Source organism: Streptomyces aidingensis, from assembly GCF_900112355.1.
GTDB classification, from domain to species: Bacteria; Actinomycetota; Actinomycetes; order Streptomycetales; family Streptomycetaceae; genus Streptomyces; species Streptomyces aidingensis.
In genome coordinates this window covers 164,911-185,887 of the sequence record NZ_FOLM01000005.1, presented here as the reverse complement: position 1 = coordinate 185,887, position 20,977 = coordinate 164,911, and the positions used below count along the sequence as shown (strand labels likewise).

Here is a 20,977-nt window from a genome sequence, read left to right as displayed (position 1 = left end):
GATGCGCTCAAATTTAGGATTGCCGGGGCGGGATGTCTCCCGCCGCCGGCATGAGGTGGCGCTTCATCTCCGCGGAGGAACCGTTCCTCCTCCCGCGGGATGAGAAGGGGAGGAAACCAGTCCGTTTTCGTAGCCGTAAATGACCACCTGGACGCGGTCCCGCACCCCCAGCTTCTGGTAAAGGCGCTGGACGTGGGATTTCACTGTGCTTTCCCCGAGCACCAGGAGACGGGCGATTTCCTGGTTGCTGTATCCCTGGACGAGGAGCCGGAAAACATCGCGCTCACGGCCGGTGAGGCCGGCGTGCGGGCCCGGCCGGCGGGCGACCACGGTCGGTCGCCGGGCGAACTCCGCGATGAGCCGCCTGGTGATGGCCGGGGAGAGCAGCGCCGCCCCCGAGGCGACCTCACGGATCGCCTCGACCAGCTTCTCCGTGGGCGCGTCCTTGAGCAGGAAGCCGCTGGCACCGGCCCGCAGGGCGGAGAAGACGTGGTCGTCCTCGTCGAACATGGTCAGGATGATCACCTTGACCGCGCCGGTCGGCTCGGCCTCGCAGATCCGCCCGGTCGCCTCCAGCCCGTTCAGCCGCGGCATGGAGAGGTCCATCAGGACCACATCCGGACGCAGGGCCCGCACCTGCCGCAGCGCCTCGACGCCGTCGGCGGCCTCGCCCACCAGCCGGATTCCCTCGACGGGGGCCAGTACCGCCCGCAGCCCCTGCCGCACCAGCGGCTGGTCGTCGACGATCAGGACGGTGGACTCGCGCATGCCGCGACATCCCTCGGCTCGTTGCGGACCGGGCGGCCGGCCGGCCGGAACGGCGCCGGCAGCCACACCGACACCTGGAAGCCCCCGGCCGGGGCCGGGCCGTGGGTGACGGTGCCGCCGACCGCGACGGCCCGCTCCCGCACTCCCCGCAGACCGAGCCGGCTGGAGCCGAAGACCGAGCTCAGCGCACGTCCCGGGCCGGCCACCCGGTTGACGACGGTGATCCGGACCCCGGTGGCGAAACCGATCCGGACCCGGACCACGCCGGTGCCGTGCTTGACCCCGTTGGTGATGCACTCCTGGGCGATGCTCAGCGCGGCCTGCCGCACCGCGGGCGCCAGGGCGCGCTCCGCCCCGCCGTCGTGGCAGGAGACCGCCACCCGGCCGGGCGGCATCAGCCGCGCGATGCCCTCGACGGCCCGGACCAGCGACTGGGCGGAGCCGGACTCCGCGGGGCGCTCCCGGGCCTGCCCGGGCAGCGGCTGCCAGGCGCCGTCCGGCACATCGGTCAGCCTGCCGAGCATTCGCCGCAGATCGTTCATGGTCAGCCGGGCGAGATCGTCGATGACCTCCCCCGAGGCCGGTGCGGATGTGTCGGCGGCGGAGAGTCGCCGGGCATGCAGGGCCATGACCAGCAGCCGGTTACCGACCGTGTCGTGAAGCTCCCGGGCGATGCGCCGCCGTTCGGTCACCACGGCCGCGCGCTCACGCCCGCAGGAATCCCCGCAGAAAAGAAAGAGGAAGAGAACAACGGCCACTCCCACACTACTCCCGAGGAGGGCCGCATAAAGATGTTCCATGGCTAATTCGGAGGTTATTCCCCCGGTCAGAGCCGAGTCAAACTCCACTCTTATACACCTCCCAGCGCAGGCTAACAGGACTCACACGGGAGGGTCAAGGGAAATTATTGTTGAAGAATGTACGACTCGGCTTATTACTGAACGGTCGACTAGTCGCGGGAGAACAGCCGGGCCTTCGTACCCGACTCACGGGTCAGATAAATTTTGCGTTACGCATCTCCCCGCAAAGCCGCATTCGCCGCGGCAGCGGGGCGAAATAGCTGATCACCGGCGGAGCAGGCCCGGGTGCCGGCGGGACCGGGGTCCCGCCGGCACCGGGCCGGCCTTTCCGCGCCGGGTGCCGGTGTGCTGCGGCCCGCGCCGCTACCGGGGCGCCCGCAGCACCGCCGCGGAATTGAACCCGCCCAGCCCGCGGGCGACGACCAGCGCGGTCCGCACCCCGGCGGCCGGGCGCGCCTCGGTCACCAGGTCCAGTCCCAGCTCCTCGCCCGTGCCGGGCGGGCAGGCGGACGGCGGCACGGTGTCGTGCGCCAGGGCCAGCGCGGCCCAGGCCAGATCCAGCGCCGCGCCGCCCGAGCACAGCCGCCCCGTCATGGTCTTCGGCACGGTCACCGGCACCCGCCGGGCCCCGAACACCTCGCGCAGGGCGGCGGCCTCCAGCGCGTCGCGGCGCGGCTCGCCCGCGCCGTCCGCGAAGACCACGTCCACCTCGGCCGGGGTGCAGCCGGCCCGCTCCAGCGCCAGCCGCATGGCCCGGGCCAGCTGCCCGCAGCCGTCGGCCGGGTCCACCGGGTGATGGCCGTCGTGGGTCGCGGCCGTGCCGGCCACTTCGGCGTAGATCTGCGGCGCCCCGCGCTCCCGGGCGAACTCCGCGTCCTCCACGATCAGCATGGCGCCGCCCTCGCCCGGCACCTGGCCCGAGGCCCCGCCCGCGAACGGGCGGTAGGCGTCCGCCGGGCCGGCCTCGGTGCTCAGACCGGGCAGAGCCGCCTGGCAGGCCAGCGCATACGGCGACAGCGGCGACTCGGTGCCGCCGGTCACCACGGCACGCACCCCGCGGCGGATCTGCCGGGCCGCCGAGGCGAGCGCGTCGATGCCGCCTGCCCCGTCCGCGACCAGCACCCCGCAGGCGCTCTTGAGCTGGTGGCGGATGGAGATCTGTCCGCTGCTCGCCGCGTAGAACCAGCCGATCGACTGATAGGCGCTGACCGTGTGCGGGCCGTTGCGCCACAGGGTGTCGATCTCCCGCTGCCCGAACTCGTTGCCGCCGGAGCCGCCGGCGGTGACCACCGACAGCTCATAGGGGTCGTGCCCGGCCGGATCGAGGGCCGCGTCGGCGAACGCGAGCTGGGTGGCGGCCAGCGCCAGCCAGGTCCAGCGGTCCGTCTGCACCCGCACCCGGCTGGGCACAAACGTTTCCGCTTCGAAGTCCGGCACCTGGCCGGCGGACCGGAACGGCGGGCGCCGCCCGCCCTCCCCCGCCCCGTCCCATGCCGGGAGCTCGCTGATCCGGCAGCTGCCGGTGAGCGTGGCCGCCCAGTGGTCGGCCACCCCGACCCCGGTGGGGGCCACCACGCCCAGGCCGGTGACAACCACCCGGCTCGTCATGCCGCCTCCGTCAGTCTGGAGAAGATCATCGCGGACTGGAAGCCCCCGAACCCGCTGCCCGCGGAGACCGCGTGGTCGACGACGGCCTCGCGTGCCGTCACCGGCGTGTAGTCCAGGTCGCACTCGGGGTCGGGGGTGGTCAGATTGGCCGTCGGCGGCACCACGCCCCGGTCGATGACCAGCGCACAGGCCGCCATCTCGATCGAGCCGATGGCCCCCAGCGAGTGCCCGACCACCGACTTGATGGAGCTGATCGGCACCCGCCGCGCGGCCTCGCCCAGCGCCCGCTTGTAGGCGGCGGTCTCGTGCCGGTCGTTCTGCAGGGTGCCCGAGCCGTGCGCGCTGATGTACCCCACCTGCCCGGGGTCGAGCCGGGCCTGGCCGAGGGCGTCCCCGATCGCGTCGCCCAGCTCACGGCCGTCCGGCCGCAGACCGGTCATGTGGTAGCCGTTGGCCCGTGCCGCATACCCGGTGATCTCGCAGTAGATCCGGGCCCCGCGGGCCCTGGCGTGCGCCAGCTCCTCCACCACCAGCACGGCCGCGCCCTCCCCGAGCACAAAGCCCTTGCGGTCCCGGTCGAAGGGGCGGGACGCCTGCTCGGGAACGTCATTGGCCGGGGTGGTGGCCCGGATGGCGTCGAAGCAGGCGACCGTGATCGGGGTGATCGGCGCGTCCGAGGCCCCGGCGAGCATCACATCCGCCTCGCCGTCCTGGATCAGCCGCAGGGCGTGCCCGATCGAGTCGATGCCGGAGGTGCAGCCGGTGGACACCAGGGACGCCTGGGCCCGCGCGCCGAACCGGACGGCGATCTCGGTCGCCGCGCTGGAGGGGACCAGCGCCTGGTAGAGGAACGGCATGGCGTGCCGGTGGTCCACCTGCCACTCGCGGCCGTGGTCGCTGGCCACCACATACTCCTCCTCCAGGGTGATGGAGGCACCCACGGCGGAGCCCAGCGAGACCCCCATCCGGTCGCCGTCCGCCGCGTCCGTATCCAGTCCGGCGTCGGTCACCGCCTCCTGGGCGCAGGCCAGCGCCATCAGCACAAACCGGTCGTTGCGCCGGATCTCCCGGGGCGTCAGCCCGTACTGCCGGGGGTCGAAGTCGCATTCCGCGGCGATCTGCGAGCGGTACGGCGTCGCGTCGAAGGAGCTGATCATGCGGATCGCGGGCTTGCCGTCGGTGATCCGCTGCCAGAACTCCTCGCGGGACGGGCCGCCCGGCGCCACCACCCCGATGCCGGTGACCACCGCGCGCCTCATGCCGTCACCACCGTGTGCTCCCCGGCCCGGGCGCCGGTGGCGGCACCGGCAGCGGCAGCGGCACCGGCAGCGGGCGGAACGGTGCCGTCCGGATAGGGCTCGGTGTCCACATGGCCCAGATGCGGGGCGGGCGCCAGCGGGCTGAGCTGGAACACCGCCAGCGCCGGGCCGCCGGCCGCATTGGTCAGCCGGTGCCGCACGTTCCGCGGGATGAGCAGGGCGTGCTCGGCGGGCACCTCCACCGGCTCGCCGTCCAGGTCCACCCGCAGCGTGCCCTCCGCCACGAACAGGTACTCCTCGGAGTAGGGGTGGTAGTGCTCGGAGACCGACTCCCCCGGGCCCAGCCGCACGGCCCCGCAGAATCCGGAGGAGGAGCCGACCGTGCCGGGGGCCACCATGGTGCGCAGGTCGCCGCCGCGCTTGCGGTTGGCCGGCACGTCGCCGAAGCCGATCACCGCCCGGCGGGCGCCCTCGACCCGGGCCCGGATCAGGGCCATCTGCTGCACCGTGTTGCGGTTGATGCGGTCGGTCATGCCGGCCGTGTCGACCGGCGCGTCGGGCCGCATCCAGAAGTCCTGCACCCAGCGCATCCGGGTCAGGTCCGGGGCCAGTTCCTGATAGGTCCAGGTGATGTTCATGAACTCGAACGGTCCGGTCTCCACCCGGCGGGCCCGCACCACGCCCGCCTCCCGGTCCCAGGTGCGCTCGGAGACCCAGGACCACACCCGGCCCTGCTCGTCGGGGTGCATGGTGAGCCGGAAGGTGGCCGAGTTCCCGGTCTGGTCCAGGATCTCGACGGTGGCGTACTCGGAGAACAGCCGCGGCCAGTTCGCCAGGTCGTTGGTACGTGTCCAGACGAAGTCCAGCGGAGCGGCGATCTCGACGCTGTTGTCGGTGTGGCCGATCATCGTGGTGTCCCGTTCCCTTCAGGCCGCCGGGGCGGACGGGGAGGCGGCGAGCCGGTCCTTGACCAGCCGGCGCATCTCCTCGGGCGTGGTCTCGGCGGTGAGCTCCTCCTCGATGTCCACGCCGAACCTCTCCTTGATCCGGCTGGCGGTCTCGACCCGCGCCAGCGAGTCGAGGCCGAGGTCCTCGAAGGAGGTGGCGAAGGCGGCGGCGTCGGACACCGTCTCCGGGCCCAGGCCGACGGCCCGCAGCAGGTCCCGCACACCGTCCTCGGTGAGGCCCGCAAAGGTGCCGGGCAGCGTCTCGGATGCCATGTCTTGATCCCCTCGTGTTCGGTCGACTGCGCTGCCAGCACGCTAAGTCGCGGGCCCCGGCGAGCACTTCCGCTGCCGTGATGAGAAGTCAGTTGGACCCGGGGAGGAACGGCTCGTCCGTACGGGGGAACGCCGGGGGACCCCGGGCGGAGCGGGCGGCACCGGGCGGGAACGGGAACGGGAACGGGAACGGCCCTCCGGCGGGGGAAACCGGAGGGCCGTGCTCGGTGCGGTGCCCGGGACAGTCCGGCGGGCCGGACGGGCGGCGGAAGACCTCGGCGGGGAAGGGCCGGGGGCGCCTCAGACAGGGGTGCGGGCGGCGGTCTCGGCGACCACGGTGAACCGCAGCGAGGAGGCCTCGGTGATGCACTCCCGCATCGGCCGGACCAGCTCCCGGTGGTCCGGCGACGCCTCCCAGGCCAGGAAGTCCCGCAGCTCGCGCCATTCGCTGGTGATCAGCCACCGCTCGGGATCGTCGGCGGACCGGCACACCTGGTCGCGCAGGTGCCCCGGCACCCCGTTCGCCACGGCGTAGCGGATCTTCTCGTAGGCGGCCAGGAACTCCTCCCGGCGCGCCTGCGGCACCCGGATCAGAAAGACGATCCGGGCCCGCGTCCGCGCCCCGGCCGTCACGGCGCCTCCCGTCCGGGGCCGCCCGCGCCGGGCGGCGGGCCGGTGATCCCCGGCGGCGGGCCGGCCAGTGCGGAGCTGTAGGAGAACTTGCCCAGCACCGGGATGATCCCGCCGTAGATGCCGTCCGCGGCCGGGCTGGTGAGGAACCCGACCGCGCGGGCCACCAGTTCCGGGCTGACCGTGTGGTCCAGGTCGATGCCGGGACGCTCCCGGCGCATCTCCGGGGTGTCGGCGATGGTCAGCGAGACGGCATTGGCGTGGATACCGCGCCGCTTCACCTCATGGGCGATGGAGCGCATCCAGGTCACCAGCGCCGCCTTGCTCGCGGCATAGCCGGAGAGCGCCGCCAGCGGCTCGCCGGTCAGCGGCGTGGTGAAGTAGACCAGCCGGCCGCCCCGGCCCAGATGCGGCAGCACCGCCTGGGTGGCGACCACCGCCGACAGGTAGTTGGCCCTGATCAGGTCCTCGAACTCGGCGGCGTCGGTGAGCATCAGCGGCCCGGCCGAGAAGGTGCCGATCAGATGCACCATCCCGGTCAGCGGGCCGATCAGCCGGGCGGCCTCGGCCGCGGCGTGCTGGGCTCCGGCCGGTTCGGTGACATCCACCTCCAGCACCTCCACCCGGCTGGTGGCGGCCCAGGACTTGCGGAGTTCCGCCAGGCGTTCGGCGTTGCGCCCGGTCAGCACCAGCCGGTCGCCGCGTTCCGCCAGCAGCCGGACGGTGGCCTCGCCGAGCCGTCCGGTCGCCCCGGTCACCAGATAGGCGCCCTGCTGTCCGCCCACGGGGCCGCCCACGGGGCCGGTCACGGGGCCGGTCACGGGGCCGGCTCCCAGGTCGCCACCCGGGTGGTCACATGCCGCATCATCGACCGCTGGAAGAAGGCGCGGGCGCCCTCCGGCGAGCTCATGTCCCGCGGTTCGGCCAGATACGGGTCCAGCTTGCGCTCCAGTTCCTGCACGGACGGCTGCCGTGCCAGGTGCGCCATGGCGCTGCGCAGGTCGCCGTCGATCTCGACCACCCGCACCACGATGTCGTCCTTCATGAACACCGAGGTGCTGAGCAGCCGGGTACCGTCCGGAGCCCGCCACTGGGGCGGCGCGTAGTCGGTGAGCAGTTCCCTGACCGCTTCCTCGGTCCCGGGCTTCACCCGGAACGTGATCGCGTGTCGCTGCATCCGGTCCCCTCCGTGGGCATCTTGGGCATCGTGGGCATGGCGCGTGTGCGGTGCACGGTGCGCTCTCCGGCGCGTCCCGGCACCGGTCGTCCGCCAGCCTGACCGGCGCGGCACCCCGGCGTCTTCCCCCCGCCGGACCGGCCCGCCCCTCCCCCGCGCGGAGGAGCACACCGGTCCGCGCGGGGGAAGACAGCGGCCGGTGCGGCCCGTAACGTCCCAGGTCATGACGGGAGGAACACCAGAGGTCGCCGTGATCGGCGGCGGAATCGGCGGCCTGGCCGCGGTGCTGGCGCTACGGCGGTCCGGCATCCGGGCGGCGGCCTACGAGCGCACCCGCGAGCTGCGCGCCGAACGCTCCGGCCACGGGCTGATCCTGTGGCACAACGCCGTGCTCGCCCTGCGTGCCATCGGCTTCGACAAGCCCCTCGACACCGTCGGCCACCCGATCGGCACCTACCGGTTCCGGGCGGCGGCCGACCGCACCCTGGCCCGCTGGGACCTCGGCCCGGGCGCCGAACGGTACAACGCGCCGGTGTACGCCGTGAGCCGTCCGGCCCTGCACCGGGCGCTGGCCGAGGAGGTCGGCGAGGACCTGCACACCGGGGCGCGCTGCGTGGCCCTCGCCCAGGACGACGACGGGGTGGTGGCCGGCTTCGAGGACGGCCGGGAGGTCCGCGCGGCGGTGGTGGTGGGCGCGGACGGACTGCGGTCGGCCGTGCGCCGCACCCTGATGCCGTACGAGCCGCCGCCCCGCTACGCGGGCTACACCGCCTTCCAGGGCGTGGTGCATCTGCCCGGGGCGGCCGAGCCCGGGGTCTTCACCAACACCTTCGGGGCGGGCAAGTGGTTCGTCCACTATCCGCTGGCCGACGGCCATGTCTACTGGGACGGCATTCTGGACGAGCGCACCGCCCGGCGCCTGGACGCCTTCGGGATGCCCGCCAAGTCCATGCTGGCCCAGGAGTTCGCCGGCTGGCCCGATCCGGTGCCGGCCCTGATCGGCGCCAGTGCGGCGGAACGGCTGGCCCCGGTGGACATCTTCGACCGGGACCCGGTTCCGCGCTGGACCAGCGGCCGGGTGACGCTGCTCGGCGACGCCGCCCATCCGATGACCTTCAATCTGGGCCAGGGCGTCGGGCAGGCGCTGGAGGACGCCGTGGTGCTGGCCCGGTGCCTGGCCGGGGACGACGGCGGCCCGGCCGGGGACCCGGCGGCGGCCCTGCTCGCGTACCAGCGGCGCCGGCTGGACCGCACCACCCGCATCGTCCGCCGGTCCCGCGCCAACGGCACCTTCATCCGGCGCCGCAGCCCGGTGATGTGCCGGCTGCGCGACACCTTCGTCCGCGTCGCCTTCGAGCGGCTGGTCTTCGGCAAGACCTACGGGCTCACCATGGACACCGACTTCTGAAGGGACACCCCGTCATGACCACGCAGGCGACCCGGCCCACCACCGGAGTGAGCCGCACCGCGGTGATCATCGCGCAGGCGCGCGCCCGGGAGCACGCCCGGCCGGACCGGCTGTTCACCGATCCGCTGGCGGAACCGCTGGTGGAGGCGGTCGGCTGGATACCGGTCCAGGCGGCCGGGCGGATGAACGAGGAGCATTTCGTCCTGCGCACCCGGTTCTTCGACGACTGTCTGCGGGACGCGGCCGGCGCCGGCTGCACCCAGGTGGCGGTGGTCGCCGCCGGCCTGGACACCCGCGCCTTCCGCCTGGACTGGCCGGACGGCACCCGGCTGTTCGAGATCGACCTGCCGGGGCTGATGGCCTACAAGGAGGCGGTGCTGGGCGTGCAGGGCGCGCGGCCCGCCTGCGACCGCACCGTGGTCACCGCGGACCTGCGGGACGACTGGCCGGACCGGCTCACCGCCGCGGGGTTCGACCCGGGCCGCCCCACCGTCTGGCTGATCGAGGGCCTGATGATGTATCTGACGGAGGACGACAACGACCGGCTGCTCGGCCGGATCGGCGCCCTGTCGGCCCCGGGCAGCAGGCTGGCGCTGGAACACGTCAACCGGGCCTACACCGAACTTCCGGACATGCGGGCCGTGCACGAGCGGCTGCGCCGGGTCGGTGCCTCCTGGGTCTCGACGATGGAGGACCCGGTCGGCCGACTGGCCGGGCACGGCTGGCGGGCGGCGGTCACCCCGCAGACCGAACTGGCCCGCCGCCACGGCCGTCCGGTTCCCCGCCTCACCGACCCCCAGATCGTCGGCGACGCCCGCATGTGGCTGGTCAGCGCCGAGCGGGTCGGCGCCGAGCGCACCCCCTGACCGGGCATCGCCCGGCGGGCTCCCCGGAGGCCCGCCGGGCCGGCCGCTGTCCGGCGGCTATCCGCCCGGGGTCACCAGCCCGGTCTCGTAGGCCACCACCACCGCCTGTGCCCTGCTGCCCAGACCGAGCTTGGTCATGGTGCGGTTGAGGTGTGTCTTCACGGTGGCTTCGCTGATGTACAGCCGCTCGGCGATCTCCGGGTTGCTCAGGCCGCGGGCGGTCAGTCTCAGCACCTCCACTTCGCGGGCGGTCAGCGCGCCCAGATCCGGGGAGTGCCGGCCGGCACCGCGCTGCCGGGTGTAGGCCTCGATCAGACGGCGGGTGACGCTGGGCGCGAACAGCGTGTCGCCGACCGCGACCGCGGCCACCGCGGCGAGCAGCCGTTCCGGGCCGGAGTCCTTCAGCAGGAACCCGGAGGCCCCGGCGCGCAGCGCCCCGTACACGTACTCGTCGAGGTCGAAGGTGGTCAGCACCAGGATCCGGGGCGCGGGGGCGGCGGCCCCGGCCAGGATGCGTTCGGTGGCCTCGATGCCGTTCATCCCGGGCATCCGCACATCCATCAGGATGACGTCGGGGGCGGTCCCGGCCGCGAGCGCCACGGCCTCCGCGCCGTCGCCCGCCTCGCCGGCCACCTCGATGCCCGGCGCCGCCCGGAGCAGGCCGACCAGTCCGGCCCGGACGAGATACTGGTCGTCGACGACGAGCACCGTGGTCATGTGGCAGCGTCATCCCCCCCGGCTGCGCCCCGCGCGGACGTCGGCAGGATCAGCCGTACGGCGAATCCGCCTTCCTCCCGCGGGCCGATGCTGATCCGGCCGCCATAGAGCTTGGCCCGTTCGCGCATGCCAATCAAGCCGTGTCCGCCACCGGTGTGCAGTCTGTCCAGAATCACCTCCTGCCCGTTGTCCGTGACCGAAACCGTCAGGTGGTGCGGCCGGTACTCCAGCCGCACCTCGGCGCGGGCGCCGGGTGCGTGCCGGAGCACATTGGTGAGCGCCTCCTGTATCACCCGGTATGCGCACAGATCGACGCCGGGGGCCAGCGGGCGCGGGGTGCCCTCGACGGTCAGGGTGACGGGGACACCGGCGGCACGGACGCGTTCCGCCATCTCCTCCAGCCGGGCCAGGCCCGGCATCGGGCTGCCGGGAGCGCCGCCGCTGCCGTTGTCGTTGTTGTCGCCGTTGTCGCCGTTGTCGCCGCTGGCGCCGTTGTCGTCGCCGTCGTCGGCACGCAGCACCGCGAGCATGCGGCGCAGTTCCTCCAGGGCTTCCTTGCCGGTGGCGCCGATGGTGTCCAGCGCGGTGCGCGCGGTCGGGGGGTCGGTGTCGAAGACGAACCGGGCCAGCCCGGTCTGCACCGATATCACCGACATGTGGTGGGCCACCACGTCGTGCAGTTCGCGGGCGATCCGGCCGCGTTCCTCGGCCACCGCGCGCCGCGCCCGCTCGGCCTGTTCCCGGCGCAGCCTGCGGGTCAGCTCGGCGGAGCGGCGGGCGACGACGCCGAACCGCCACAGCACCGCCGGATAGACGACCGCCTGGCCGGCGACGGCCGGCAGTCCGTCGGCGTGGCCGGCCACGCCGGAGTAGATCCAGGTCGCGCCCAGCAGCACGGCGCAGGGCACGGAGATCCGCGACGGGCGCAGGGAGGCGACGGTGTAGACCGCCAGCATGGGCCCGAAGGAGCACACCACGGGCCAGTAACCGGCGGTGATGAACACCAGCCAGTTCGCATGCACCACACAGCAGATCACCACCGGGGCCCGGCCGCGCAGCACCAGCGGCAGATGGACCAGGACCACCAGCGCGTAGGCGGTGGCGTCCAGCGGGACCCGCCCCTGGCGCGCGGCCTCCGGACCGAGCAGCAGCGCCACCCCGCACAGCGCCGCCGCGATCAGCGCGTCGGCGGCAAGAGGAGGTATCCGCATCGCGGCAGCGTAGCGGTGGCCCCGGCGGCGGACATCAGACTCCCGCGGTACCACAGGAGTTGTACCGCGCCGCGGGCTACCGCGCGGGGCTGGCCGGGAGTTCAGACCGGCGCGGGACGCGCCGCCCGGGGCACCGGCCGTAGGTTGCGGTGACGCGGCGGGGCCGGACGATCACCGCGGCCCGCCGCGCACCGAACCACCCGGCGATCGTGAGGAGAGATTCCGATGATCAAGCGTGCCTGGTCCCGGGCGGCAGCGCTGGCCGGCGGGACGGCCGCGGTGCTGGCCATGACCGCCGTGACCGCCGCGCCGGCCCAGGCGGCCTACTGGGGAAACTGGCACATCCTGGCCTACTCCGACCAGTGCCTGGACGGCAGCGTCTCCCAGGGAGTGCGGCTCAACTCCTGCAACGGCGGTTCCCACCAGACCTGGACCAAGTTCGGCGGCTACTACGGCCAGATCAAGCACTACCAGTCCGGGAAGTGCCTGGACGGCAGCGTCTCCCAGGGAGTGCGGCTGAAGAACTGCAACGGGGGCTCCTACCAGCAGTGGTACCCCGCGGACAACGGCGACATCGTGCACTACCAGTCCGGGAAGTGCCTGGACGGCAGCGTCTCCCAGGGAGTGCGGCTGAAGGACTGCAACCTGGGCGTGTACCAGGGCTGGTGGTGAGGGGGCGGCCGACGGGGGCCGCCGTGCGGTAGGCAGCCGGGGCCCGGGTCCCGTGCGGGCGGACGGAGGATGTCCGCCGTGCGGGGCCCGGGCTCCCGGGCACCGGGACACCGGGGGCACCGGAGTGCGGGTGTGCTCAGCGGCCGAGGGCGGCCTCGGCGGCGGCCAGGATCTCGGTGACGCGGGCGGCGAAGCGCACGTCGCAGGGGTGCGGCTCGCCGGTCTCCACGGTGGCGAGCAGCGCGTCGACCGCGCGGCCGTAGGCGGGCAGCACCTCGTTGTCCTCCCGGGCGGGCAGCGTGGAGATCCCCTCGACGCCGTGCAGTTCGGCGGCGACGGTGGAGGCGGCCGGGGGCATGGTGTGGCTCACCGAGACGGTGCTGCCGGCGCCTGAGGTGTGGCGGAGCAGCAGATGGACGGTGTCGCCTGGACCGGCCAGCGCGCGCAGTCCGTCGTCCGGCCCGGTGATGTCGCCCAGCACGGGCAGCAGGACGGACAGCGCATGCGGCCCGACATCCCACAGGGCGCCCTTCTCGCGCCGCCAGGCCGAGGCCGCATACGGGCTCTCGGCGCCGCCGAAGACGGAGGAGAGCCAGACGGCCCGCCCGGCCAGCCAGCCGCCGGCCGCGGCCTGGCGCTCGATCCAGGCCGAGGAGACGGCGGTGAAGCGGAGCGTGAAGAAGACCACCGAGGCCACCTGGGCCGCGGCCACCGCGTCGGCCACCTCCCGGGCCGCGGCCGGGGTGGTGCCCAGCGGCTTGTCCAGCAGCAGATGGCGGCCGGCCCGGGCGGCGCGCACCGCGAGCGGCGCCTGGATGTCGGGCGGGAGGGCGATGGCCACCGCGTCGCAGTCCGCGAAGAGGGCGTCCGCGTCCGGGTAGGGACGGGTGGCCAGACCGGCGGCGAGTTCGGCGGCGGCCTCCGGGCGGCGGCCCCACACCCCCACCAGTTCGGCCTCCGGGTGAGCGGCCAGGGCCGGGCCGTGAATCCGCCGGGCCCAGGGGCCGGTACCGAACAAGCCGAAGCGCATGACCATTCTCCTCGCTGTCCTCGTCGTCCGTCTGCGTCGTCTGTCGTCTGCGTCGTCCGCGGCCTCACCGCCGGGCCGTGAAACCCGCCGCCCAGCAGTTCACATCTGCTTAACAGCCGGGCAATGCCGGTGAAATCGCCGCTGGCGACGCTGACCGCAGCGTAACCGCACGCGAGGATTCCTTCGGAGGGCACACCCGTGAGCTACAAGGCCGAGTACATCTGGATCGACGGCACGTCGCCGACCGCCAAGCTGCGCTCGAAGACCAAGATCCTCGCGGACGGCGCCGAACCGCCGGTCTGGGGTTTCGACGGCTCCAGCACCAACCAGGCCGAGGGGCACGCCTCGGACTGCGTCCTCCAGCCGGTGGCCACCTTCAAGGACCCCCTGCGCGGCGGCGACAACCTGCTGGTGCTCTGCGAGGTCTACAACACCGACGGCACCCCGCACGTCTCCAACACCCGGGCGCGGCTCCGCCCGGTGGCGGAACGTTTCGCCGCACAGCAGCCCATCTTCGGCATCGAGCAGGAATACACCTTCTTTGTAGGCAATCGGCCGCTCGGCTTCCCCGAGGGCGGCTTCCCGGCCCCGCAGGGCGGCTACTACTGCGGCGTGGGTGACGACGAGATCCACGGCCGCGACATCGTCGAGGCCCACCTCGACAACTGCCTGGCCGCCGGCATCGGCGTCTCCGGCATCAACGCCGAGGTCATGCCCGGCCAGTGGGAGTTCCAGGTCGGCCCGCTCTCCCCGCTGGAGGTCGCCGACCAGCTCTGGGTGGCCCGCTGGCTGCTCTACCGCACCGCCGAGGACTTCGGCGTCTCCGCCACCCTCGACCCCAAGCCGGTCAAGGGCGACTGGAACGGCGCCGGCGCGCACACCAACTTCTCCACCAAGGCGATGCGCGAGAACTACGACGCGATCGTCGCCGCCTGTGAGTCCCTGGGCAAGGACGGCAAGCCGCTGGAGCATGTGAAGAACTACGGGGCGGGCGTCGAGGACCGGCTCACCGGTCTGCACGAGACCGCGCCCTGGAGCGAGTACAGCTACGGCGTCTCCGACCGCGGCGCCTCGGTCCGCATCCCGTGGCAGGTGGAGCGGGACAAGAAGGGCTACATCGAGGACCGCCGGCCGAACGCCAACTGCGACCCCTATGTCGTCACCCGGGTGATGGTGGACACCGTCTGCACCGAGCTGGAGACGGCCGGCCTGGTCTGAGCCCTCCCCGCGACCGGCCACTCCCCGGCGTCGTCGCCTGACGGCGGGGAAGGCCCGATCCATACGTCTCCCCGGACGCGTTCCGCAGCTCGGCGCCGTTCCGGGGAGACACCGAAGGCGCCTGCCGCTTCCCGGGCAGGCGCCTTCGGTGTGCGCGGTCCTGGGTGCGGTGCGGAGCCGGAGGTGTACCCAGCTCCACCCGTGACCGGGGGCAAGGGCGGAGTGACCGCCGCCGCCGGTGCCCGGCAGACTGACCGCAGTGCCGGGTCAGCCGGCGGGCACGGGAGGGCCAGCACCATGAGCGATACCGAACACCGGCAACGGGACCGGGAGCGGGACGGCGGCCGGCACCACGGGGCCCGGATCCGGGCCGCCATGCGGGCCGCCGGCCAGGGCGCGGTGCTCAGCGTCCTCAGCCTGGTGGTCTCCCTCTTCCTCTTCATCGTCGCCGTGGTGTCGATCGCCCTGGCCACCGTGGGCATCGGCCTGTACACCACCCCCTGGGTGCTCGGCCTGGTCCGCGCGCACGCCGCGCACCGGCGGCGGCTGGCCCGGGACTGGTACGGCGTCGCCATCCGGTCCGGATACCCGCCGGAACAGCCCGCCAGGGCGGGCCTGGCCGGGAATCCGGTGCGCACCCTGGACCTGCTGCGCTCCCCGGCCACCTGGCGCGACCTGGAATGGCTGCTGCTGGACGCCACCGCCGGCTTCTGCCTCGCCGTGCTGCCGCTGGGCCTGCTGGCCGACGGGCTCTTCGGCATCCTGCTGGCCGTCGGCCTGTGGGAGCCGATCAGCGACGCGACCGGCAGCTACTGGTACGCGTTCGTCCCGGTGGACTCGCAGGCCACCGCCAATCTCGCGGCCCTGCTGGGCCTGCTCTGGATCGGGCTGGCGCTGCGCTTCGGCCCGACCCTGGTCCGCACCCACTTCACCACCACCCGGCTGCTGCTGGGCATCTCCGTCAAGCAGGCCCTCACCCGGCGGGTGGAGCACCTGACCGAGACCCGGCACGACGCCCTGGACACCTCCGCCGCCGAACTGCGCCGCATCGAGCGGGATCTGCACGACGGCGCCCAGGCCCGGCTGGTGGCCATGGGCATGAACCTGGGCACGGTGGAGGCGCTGATCGCCCGGGACCCGGAGCAGGCCCGCAAGCTGGTGGCCGAACTGCGGGAGAACTCCGCCGAGACCCTCAACGAGCTGCGCGACCTGGTGCGCGGCATCCATCCTCCGGTGCTGGCCGAACGCGGCCTGGGCGATGCCGTACGGGCGCTGGCGCTGCGCCTGCCGATGCCGGTGGAGACCGAGGTGTCGCTGCCGGGCCGGTTCGCGGCGCCGGTGGAGTCGGCCGCCTACTTCGCGGCCGGCGAGGCACTGACCAACGCCGCCAAGCACTCCGGGGCGCAGCGGATCTGGCTGGAGGCCGGCTACCGGGCCGGGGACCGCATGCTGCGGATCACCGTCACCGACGACGGGCGCGGCGGCGCCGACCCCCGGGGCGGCACCGGGCTGGCCGGGATCGAGCGGCGGCTGGGGGCCTTCGACGGCATCCTCGCGGTCAGCAGCCCGGCGGGCGGCCCGACCGTGGTCACCATGGAGATCCCCTGCGATCCGGCCGGGTGACGCGCCCTGGGGTCCGGCCCGGCCGGCCGCTCCCGTAGGCTGCCGCCATGCGTGTGGTGCTGGCCGAGGATCTCTTCCTGCTGCGGGACGGTCTGGTCCGGCTGCTCCGGGCGCACGGCTTCGAGATCGCCGCGGCCGTGGAGAGCGGGCCCGAGCTGGCCGAGGCACTGACCCGGCTCCGGCCGGACGTGGCGGTGGTCGACGTCCGGCTCCCGCCGTCGTTCAGCGACGAGGGGCTCCAGGTCGCGCTGCGGGCCCGCCGGGAGCGGCCGGGCCTGCCGGTGCTGGTCCTCTCCCAGCATGTGGAACAGCTCTACGCCCGGGAGCTGCTGGCGGACGGCAGCGGCGGGGTGGGCTATCTGCTCAAGGACCGGGTCTTCGACGCCGAGCAGTTCGTGGACGCGGTGCGGCGGGTGGCGGGCGGCGGCACGGCGATGGACCCGCAGGTGATCCAGCAGTTGCTGGCCCGGCACACCGGGGGCTCGCCGCTGGAGCGGCTCACCCCGCGCGAGCTGGAGGTGCTGGAGCTGATGGCGCAGGGGCGCAGCAACGCGGCCATCGCGGCCCGCCTGGTGGTGACGGAACGGGCCATCGCCAAGCACACCTCCAACATCTTCACCAAGCTGGGCCTGCCGCCGTCCGACGACGACAACCGCCGCGTCCTCGCGGTCCTCGCCTATCTCGGACGACGCTGAACACCCGGCCGCGGCGCACAGTGGCGCGAGGGGGCGTGCGGGAGTGAGGGAGCGCCGTCAGTGGTAACCGCGGGCGTAGGTGACTCGTTCTGGCAGTCGTGCGCACAGATGTCCCCTCTCCTCAGGCAACCACCCCCCGTTCCGCCGGGCGGGCGAGCATGGCCGCCGCCGTCGATGTCGAGCAGGCCGAGGCGGCGATCGCCGAGCACTACCCCCGGCTGGTCCGGCTCGGCTACCTCGTGCTGCCGCCCTCCCTCGGCCGGCACCGCCGGGTGCTCACCGCCCACGGTCTCGCCCAGCGCGCGCTGCCGCGCGGCAGGCGCCGCCGCCGCGCCTCCGGCGTCCCCGTGCAGCGGGGCTCCGGACAGCCGGGCACCGACCCCGGCTACGTCTATGTCCGGCAGCAGGTGCTGCGCGGCGCGCTCGCCGCGGGCCGTCCGTTCCCGTTCGGGGGCCTCGGCATCGGCCGGCTGCACCGGCCGGCCCCGCTGCTGCCGCAGGTCTGGGGCCTGCGGGTGTTCCCGCCCTCCGGCGGCAGCGAGGAGCTGACGACCGAGCGGGCGCTGGCCGCCGCCTCCGCGCAGACCCGCGCGGCCTGGGCGCTGGCCAGGCTGGAGAATCTGCCCGATCCCGCCGTGCGGGAGCTGCTGTGCGGCGCCGGGCTGACCGAGAGCGAGGCGCGCGGCGCCGTGCAGGCGGCCCAGCGGCTGCCCGCCGGCGAGGTGCCCGACCCCTGCTCGCTGCGCGCCCGCCCCGCCGACCTGCTGCGCCGCCGCCAGTTCACCCGCGGCGGCCTGGTGGTGGGTGCCACGCTGCTCGCCCTGCTCGCCGGCATGGTGCTGGCCCGGCCGGACGGCGCCGGCGGCGAGACCGCGGCCGAACTGGCCGCCGATCCGGCCCTGCTGGCCCGCGCCGAACCGGCCGCCTGGCAGGACGCCGCCCGGCTGGACTTCTCGGTCTGGCCCGCGCGCGGCCCGGCCGCCGAGGACACCGAGCTGCTCGGCCGGGCGCTGGACGCCTGGTCCGCGCCGGGCGGCAATGTGCAGGTCTCGGCCACCCCGGGCAGCCACACCGGCCCGCCGCCCGGCTCCCCCCAGCTGCTCTACGCCGGCACCCAGGACGGCGTCTCGCTGGTGCTGCTGCACGACGGCCACCGGCTGGTGCGCTACGCCGAGGCGGGCGGCGCGGCGGCGCTGGACTTCGCACGCACGGACGGCGCGCAGGCCGCCGGCGCCTCGGCGGTGGTGCTGCACCGCGGCGAGGGCACCGTCCAGTATCTGCTGGCCCCTTGGGTGACCGGGGCCGCGCTGGGCGATCTGACCGCCCCGGACACCGAGGCCGAGCCGCTGGAGGTGGACCGGGACGGCGTCGCCGCCCCGATGGCCACCCCGGCCGGGCGGCAGGAGTGCACGGACTTCCCGGTACTGGAGCTGGTCACCGACCCCGCCGCCCGCGTCGCCTCCGGTGGCGGGTCCGGCGGGTCCGGTGCGCCGCCGCTGGTGCTGGCCGATCTGGGCGAGCTGACCCCGGCGCTGCTCACCTACGGCTCCCCGCGGACCGGCCCCGGGCAGCCGCTGCCGGAGGACGGCCGGGAGGTCTGGGCGCGCACCGCCTGTCATCTGCCGTCCGTGGCGGGCGGCGGGGTGCGCGAGGTGAACTCCTGGGAGTTCGCCCGTCAGCCGCTGCCGGACGGCGGGGGCACGGCGAGCTGGGTGTGCACCCGGGCGGAGACCTGGCGCGGCGCCGGGTCCCAGGCGATGACACAGTTCCAGGCACCGCCCGGCGGCGAGGTGGCGGCCGGCTCGCCGGGCGCGGTCACCGGCCGCGCCGAGTCCACGGCGGCATGCGGGCCACGGGCGCCCGAGGTGCTGGGCGGAGTGCTGTGGCGGTCGCCGGAGAGCGCGTGGTTCGTCCTGGCCGCGGGCAGCGAGGGCGTCACCGCGATCCGGGCCGAGGGCGAGGTCACCGGCGGGACCGGCCCCGCCGGGGAGGCGGACGGAGCGCCCGCGGAGGCCGGGCGGCGGCTGGTGCTCCCGGCGCAGGAGGGCGCCGCCGTGGAGCTGACCGCCGAGCTCGCCGACGGCGGCACCCTGGAGGTGCTCAAGTAGGGCCGGCGGTGCCGGCCCCCGGACCACTCTTCCTCCTCCCCCCACCCGATGGCCCGGCCTCGCCCCCCGCGATGCCGGGCCATCGGCCGGAGCGGGCCGATGCCGGGCCATCGGCCCGCTCCGGCGCGCCGAGTACGGTGCGGCTGCCTACCCTGGAGGCATGGCACGGCCGAACGAGGAAGTCGAGGCCCTGTTCCAGGAGTACGCCGATCTGATCTCCATCACGACCGGCGACGCACACCGGGCGCGCGCCTACGAGAAGGCCGCCCGGTCGATCGGCGGCTACGACGCCGATGTATCGCGCCTGGACGACAAGGGGCTGCGCGCCATCCCCAATGTGGGCAGCTCGATCGCGGACAAGATCAGCGAGTATCTGCGCACCGGCCGGGTGTCGGCCGTGGAGGAGGCCCGCACCCGGGTACCGGCCGGGGTGCGGCAGCTCACCGCCATCCCCATGCTGGGCCCCAAACGCGCCAAGACCCTCTACGAAACGCTGCATGTCTCCTCGGTCCCCGAGCTGGTGGAGGCCATCCATGCCGGCCGGCTGCGGGATCTGCGCGGCTTCGGTGCCCGGTCCGAGGAAAAGATCCTGCACGGTGTGGAGCTGATGCAGGCCGCCGGGGACCGGGTACTGCTGCCGGTGGCGGGGGAACTGGCCGGGGAGATCGTCGCCGCGCTCAGTGCGGTGACCGGCTGTGTGCGGTGCGAGATCGCCGGTTCGCTGCGCCGGATGCGGGAGACCGTGGGCGATGTGGACATCCTGGTGGCCGCCCGGAAGTCGGAGCCGTTCATGGCCGCGTTCACCGCACTGCCGCAGGCCGCCGAGGTGGTGGCGGAGGGTCCCACCAAGTCCGGCATCCGCACCCGGAGCGGGCTGCGGGTGGATCTGCGGGTGGTGCACCCGGACGCCTGGGGCGCCGCGCTGCTCTACTTCACCGGTTCCAGGGCGCACAACATCAAGGTCCGCCGGATCGCCCAGCGGCAGGGCCTGAAGCTGTCCGAGTACGGCCTCTTCGACGCGGAGAGCGGCCGGCGGATCGTCTCCCGCACCGAGGAGAAGGTCTACCAGCGGCTGGGGATGCCGTGGATTCCGCCGCCGCTGCGCGAGGACCGCGGGGAGATCGAGGCCGCACAGGAAGGACGGCTGCCGGAGGTGCTGACCCGCAGGCAGCTGCGCGGGGATCTGCACACCCACACCGATCTCACCGACGGGCTGGCCACCCTGGAGGAGATGGTCCGGGCCGCCGCCGACGAGCACGGGTACAGCTACTACGCGATCACCGACCATGCCCCCGCGCTGGCCATGCAGCGGATGACGGACGAGAAGATTTTGCAGCAGCGCGAGCAGGTGCGGCGGCTGGGCGCCTCGTTGCACAAGGGGCCCCGGCTGCTGCACGGCACCGAGCTGAACATCGCGCCGGACGGCGGGGTGGACTGGCCGGACGGATTCCTGGCCGGCTTCGATCTGTGCGTGGCCTCGGTGCACTCGCACTTCCAGCAGGGCCGGGCCGCCATGACCAGGCGGATCGTGCGGGCCTGCGAGAACCCGCATGTCCATGTGCTGGGTCATCTGACCACCCGGCTGATCGGCAAGCGGCCCGGCATCGACATCGATCCGGACGAGGTCTTCGCGGCCTGCGCCCGGACCGGTACCGCGCTGGAGGTGAATTCCCAGCCGGACCGGCTGGACGTCTCCGACGAGCTCATCCTGCGGGCCCGGGGGCACGGGGTGAAGTTCGCGGTGGACAGCGACGCGCACTCGGTGCGGGCACTGGACGGCATCCGCTACGGGGTGGGCACCGCCCAGCGCGGCTGGCTGACCGCCGAGGATGTGATCAACACCTGGAGCCGGCAGCGGCTGCTCCGGTTCATCGAGGCCAAACGGCGGCGCGGCCGTCCGGCCGGGTGAGCCGGGGCCGGGGCGGGTTTCCGCGGGCCCGGTGCGGATACCCGGGCGGACGGCCGGA

20 protein-coding genes are annotated in these 20,977 nt (G+C 73.9%); 8 read left to right on the top strand and 12 right to left on the bottom strand.

All coding sequences use genetic code 11. The annotated features are described in order from the left end of the window. Positions 1-63: 63 nt before the first annotated feature. From BM242_RS11885 to BM242_RS11845, 9 genes are all read right to left on the bottom strand, one after another. Positions 64-768 (bottom strand): response regulator, encoded by a 705-nt coding sequence (locus tag BM242_RS11885; protein ID WP_093838735.1) that lies wholly within the window; start codon positions 766-768, stop codon positions 64-66. After that, positions 747-1,526, bottom strand: a complete 780-nt coding sequence (locus BM242_RS11880) for a sensor histidine kinase (protein WP_175541380.1) — start codon at positions 1,524-1,526, stop codon at positions 747-749. The genes BM242_RS11885 and BM242_RS11880 overlap by 22 nt, the downstream gene beginning before the upstream one ends. Positions 1,527-1,931: 405 nt before the next feature. Beyond that, a complete protein-coding gene (locus BM242_RS11875; RefSeq protein ID WP_093838733.1) occupies positions 1,932-3,176 on the bottom strand; it encodes a beta-ketoacyl synthase N-terminal-like domain-containing protein in 1,245 nt (414 codons plus the stop codon). Then, the gene (locus BM242_RS11870; protein WP_093838732.1) at positions 3,173-4,435 is read right to left on the bottom strand and encodes a beta-ketoacyl-[acyl-carrier-protein] synthase family protein; all 1,263 of its coding nucleotides are present in this window, start codon (positions 4,433-4,435) and stop codon (positions 3,173-3,175) included. Before BM242_RS11870 ends, BM242_RS11875 begins: the two co-directional genes overlap by 4 nt. Then, positions 4,432-5,343 carry a cupin domain-containing protein gene (locus tag BM242_RS11865; RefSeq protein ID WP_093838731.1) on the bottom strand — a complete coding sequence of 304 codons (912 nt, stop codon included), beginning with the start codon at positions 5,341-5,343 and terminating at the stop codon, positions 4,432-4,434. Before BM242_RS11865 ends, BM242_RS11870 begins: the two co-directional genes overlap by 4 nt. 18 nt (positions 5,344-5,361) lie before the next feature. Next, on the bottom strand, positions 5,362-5,655 hold the full coding sequence (locus BM242_RS11860) for an acyl carrier protein (RefSeq protein WP_093838730.1): 294 nt from the start codon (positions 5,653-5,655) through the stop codon (positions 5,362-5,364). A 300-nt stretch (positions 5,656-5,955) separates the two neighbouring features. Beyond that, positions 5,956-6,288 carry an antibiotic biosynthesis monooxygenase family protein gene (locus tag BM242_RS11855; protein WP_093838729.1) on the bottom strand — a complete coding sequence of 111 codons (333 nt, stop codon included), beginning with the start codon at positions 6,286-6,288 and terminating at the stop codon, positions 5,956-5,958. Then, positions 6,285-7,106, bottom strand: coding sequence for an SDR family oxidoreductase (locus tag BM242_RS11850; protein ID WP_245834005.1), 822 nt, complete (start codon positions 7,104-7,106; stop codon positions 6,285-6,287). Before BM242_RS11850 ends, BM242_RS11855 begins: the two co-directional genes overlap by 4 nt. Beyond that, a complete protein-coding gene (locus tag BM242_RS11845; RefSeq protein ID WP_093838728.1) occupies positions 7,103-7,462 on the bottom strand; it encodes a SchA/CurD-like domain-containing protein in 360 nt (119 codons plus the stop codon). The genes BM242_RS11850 and BM242_RS11845 overlap by 4 nt, the downstream gene beginning before the upstream one ends. A 223-nt stretch (positions 7,463-7,685) precedes the next feature. Between BM242_RS11845 and BM242_RS11840 the strand changes: the two genes are divergently transcribed. Together BM242_RS11840 and BM242_RS11835 are read left to right on the top strand one after the other, a co-directional pair. Beyond that, positions 7,686-8,870 carry an FAD-dependent monooxygenase gene (locus tag BM242_RS11840; RefSeq protein WP_093838727.1) on the top strand — a complete coding sequence of 395 codons (1,185 nt, stop codon included), beginning with the start codon at positions 7,686-7,688 and terminating at the stop codon, positions 8,868-8,870. A 14-nt stretch (positions 8,871-8,884) separates the two neighbouring features. After that, complete coding sequence (locus BM242_RS11835; protein ID WP_093838726.1) at positions 8,885-9,736, top strand: SAM-dependent methyltransferase; 852 nt, start codon at positions 8,885-8,887, stop codon at positions 9,734-9,736. Positions 9,737-9,793: 57 nt separating this feature from the next. On the opposite strand, the gene BM242_RS11830 is transcribed toward BM242_RS11835, so the two are convergent. Both BM242_RS11830 and BM242_RS11825 read right to left on the bottom strand, forming a co-directional pair. Next, positions 9,794-10,453 carry a response regulator gene (locus tag BM242_RS11830; RefSeq protein ID WP_093838725.1) on the bottom strand — a complete coding sequence of 220 codons (660 nt, stop codon included), beginning with the start codon at positions 10,451-10,453 and terminating at the stop codon, positions 9,794-9,796. Beyond that, on the bottom strand, positions 10,450-11,664 hold the full coding sequence (locus BM242_RS11825; RefSeq protein WP_093838724.1) for a sensor histidine kinase: 1,215 nt from the start codon (positions 11,662-11,664) through the stop codon (positions 10,450-10,452). Before BM242_RS11825 ends, BM242_RS11830 begins: the two co-directional genes overlap by 4 nt. Positions 11,665-11,889: 225 nt before the next feature. Here BM242_RS11825 and BM242_RS11820 point away from each other — a divergent pair, with 225 nt between their 5' ends. Further along, entirely contained in the window at positions 11,890-12,336 is a 447-nt protein-coding gene (locus BM242_RS11820; protein ID WP_093838723.1) for an RICIN domain-containing protein, read from the top strand. A gap of 136 nt (positions 12,337-12,472) precedes the next feature. On the opposite strand, the gene BM242_RS11815 is transcribed toward BM242_RS11820, so the two are convergent. Then, on the bottom strand, positions 12,473-13,366 hold the full coding sequence (locus tag BM242_RS11815; protein ID WP_093838722.1) for a Gfo/Idh/MocA family protein: 894 nt from the start codon (positions 13,364-13,366) through the stop codon (positions 12,473-12,475). A 198-nt stretch (positions 13,367-13,564) separates the two neighbouring features. Between BM242_RS11815 and glnII the strand changes: the two genes are divergently transcribed. The 5 genes from glnII to polX all read left to right on the top strand — a co-directional run bounded on the left by glnII (position 13,565) and on the right by polX (position 20,919). Next, positions 13,565-14,584, top strand: coding sequence for a glutamine synthetase (gene glnII, locus BM242_RS11810; protein WP_093838721.1), 1,020 nt, complete (start codon positions 13,565-13,567; stop codon positions 14,582-14,584). Between the two features lie 375 nt (positions 14,585-14,959). After that, positions 14,960-16,207: a sensor histidine kinase gene (locus BM242_RS11805; protein ID WP_245834015.1), complete on the top strand. Its 1,248-nt coding sequence runs from the start codon at positions 14,960-14,962 to the stop codon at positions 16,205-16,207. Positions 16,208-16,254: 47 nt separating this feature from the next. Then, positions 16,255-16,902, top strand: a complete 648-nt coding sequence (locus tag BM242_RS11800; protein ID WP_093838719.1) for a response regulator transcription factor — start codon at positions 16,255-16,257, stop codon at positions 16,900-16,902. A 158-nt stretch (positions 16,903-17,060) separates the two neighbouring features. Continuing rightward, positions 17,061-19,010 (top strand): hypothetical protein, encoded by a 1,950-nt coding sequence (locus tag BM242_RS11795; RefSeq protein ID WP_093838718.1) that lies wholly within the window; start codon positions 17,061-17,063, stop codon positions 19,008-19,010. Between the two features lie 160 nt (positions 19,011-19,170). Continuing rightward, entirely contained in the window at positions 19,171-20,919 is a 1,749-nt protein-coding gene (polX, locus tag BM242_RS11790; RefSeq protein ID WP_093838717.1) for a DNA polymerase/3'-5' exonuclease PolX, read from the top strand. Positions 20,920-20,977 lie beyond the last annotated feature (58 nt).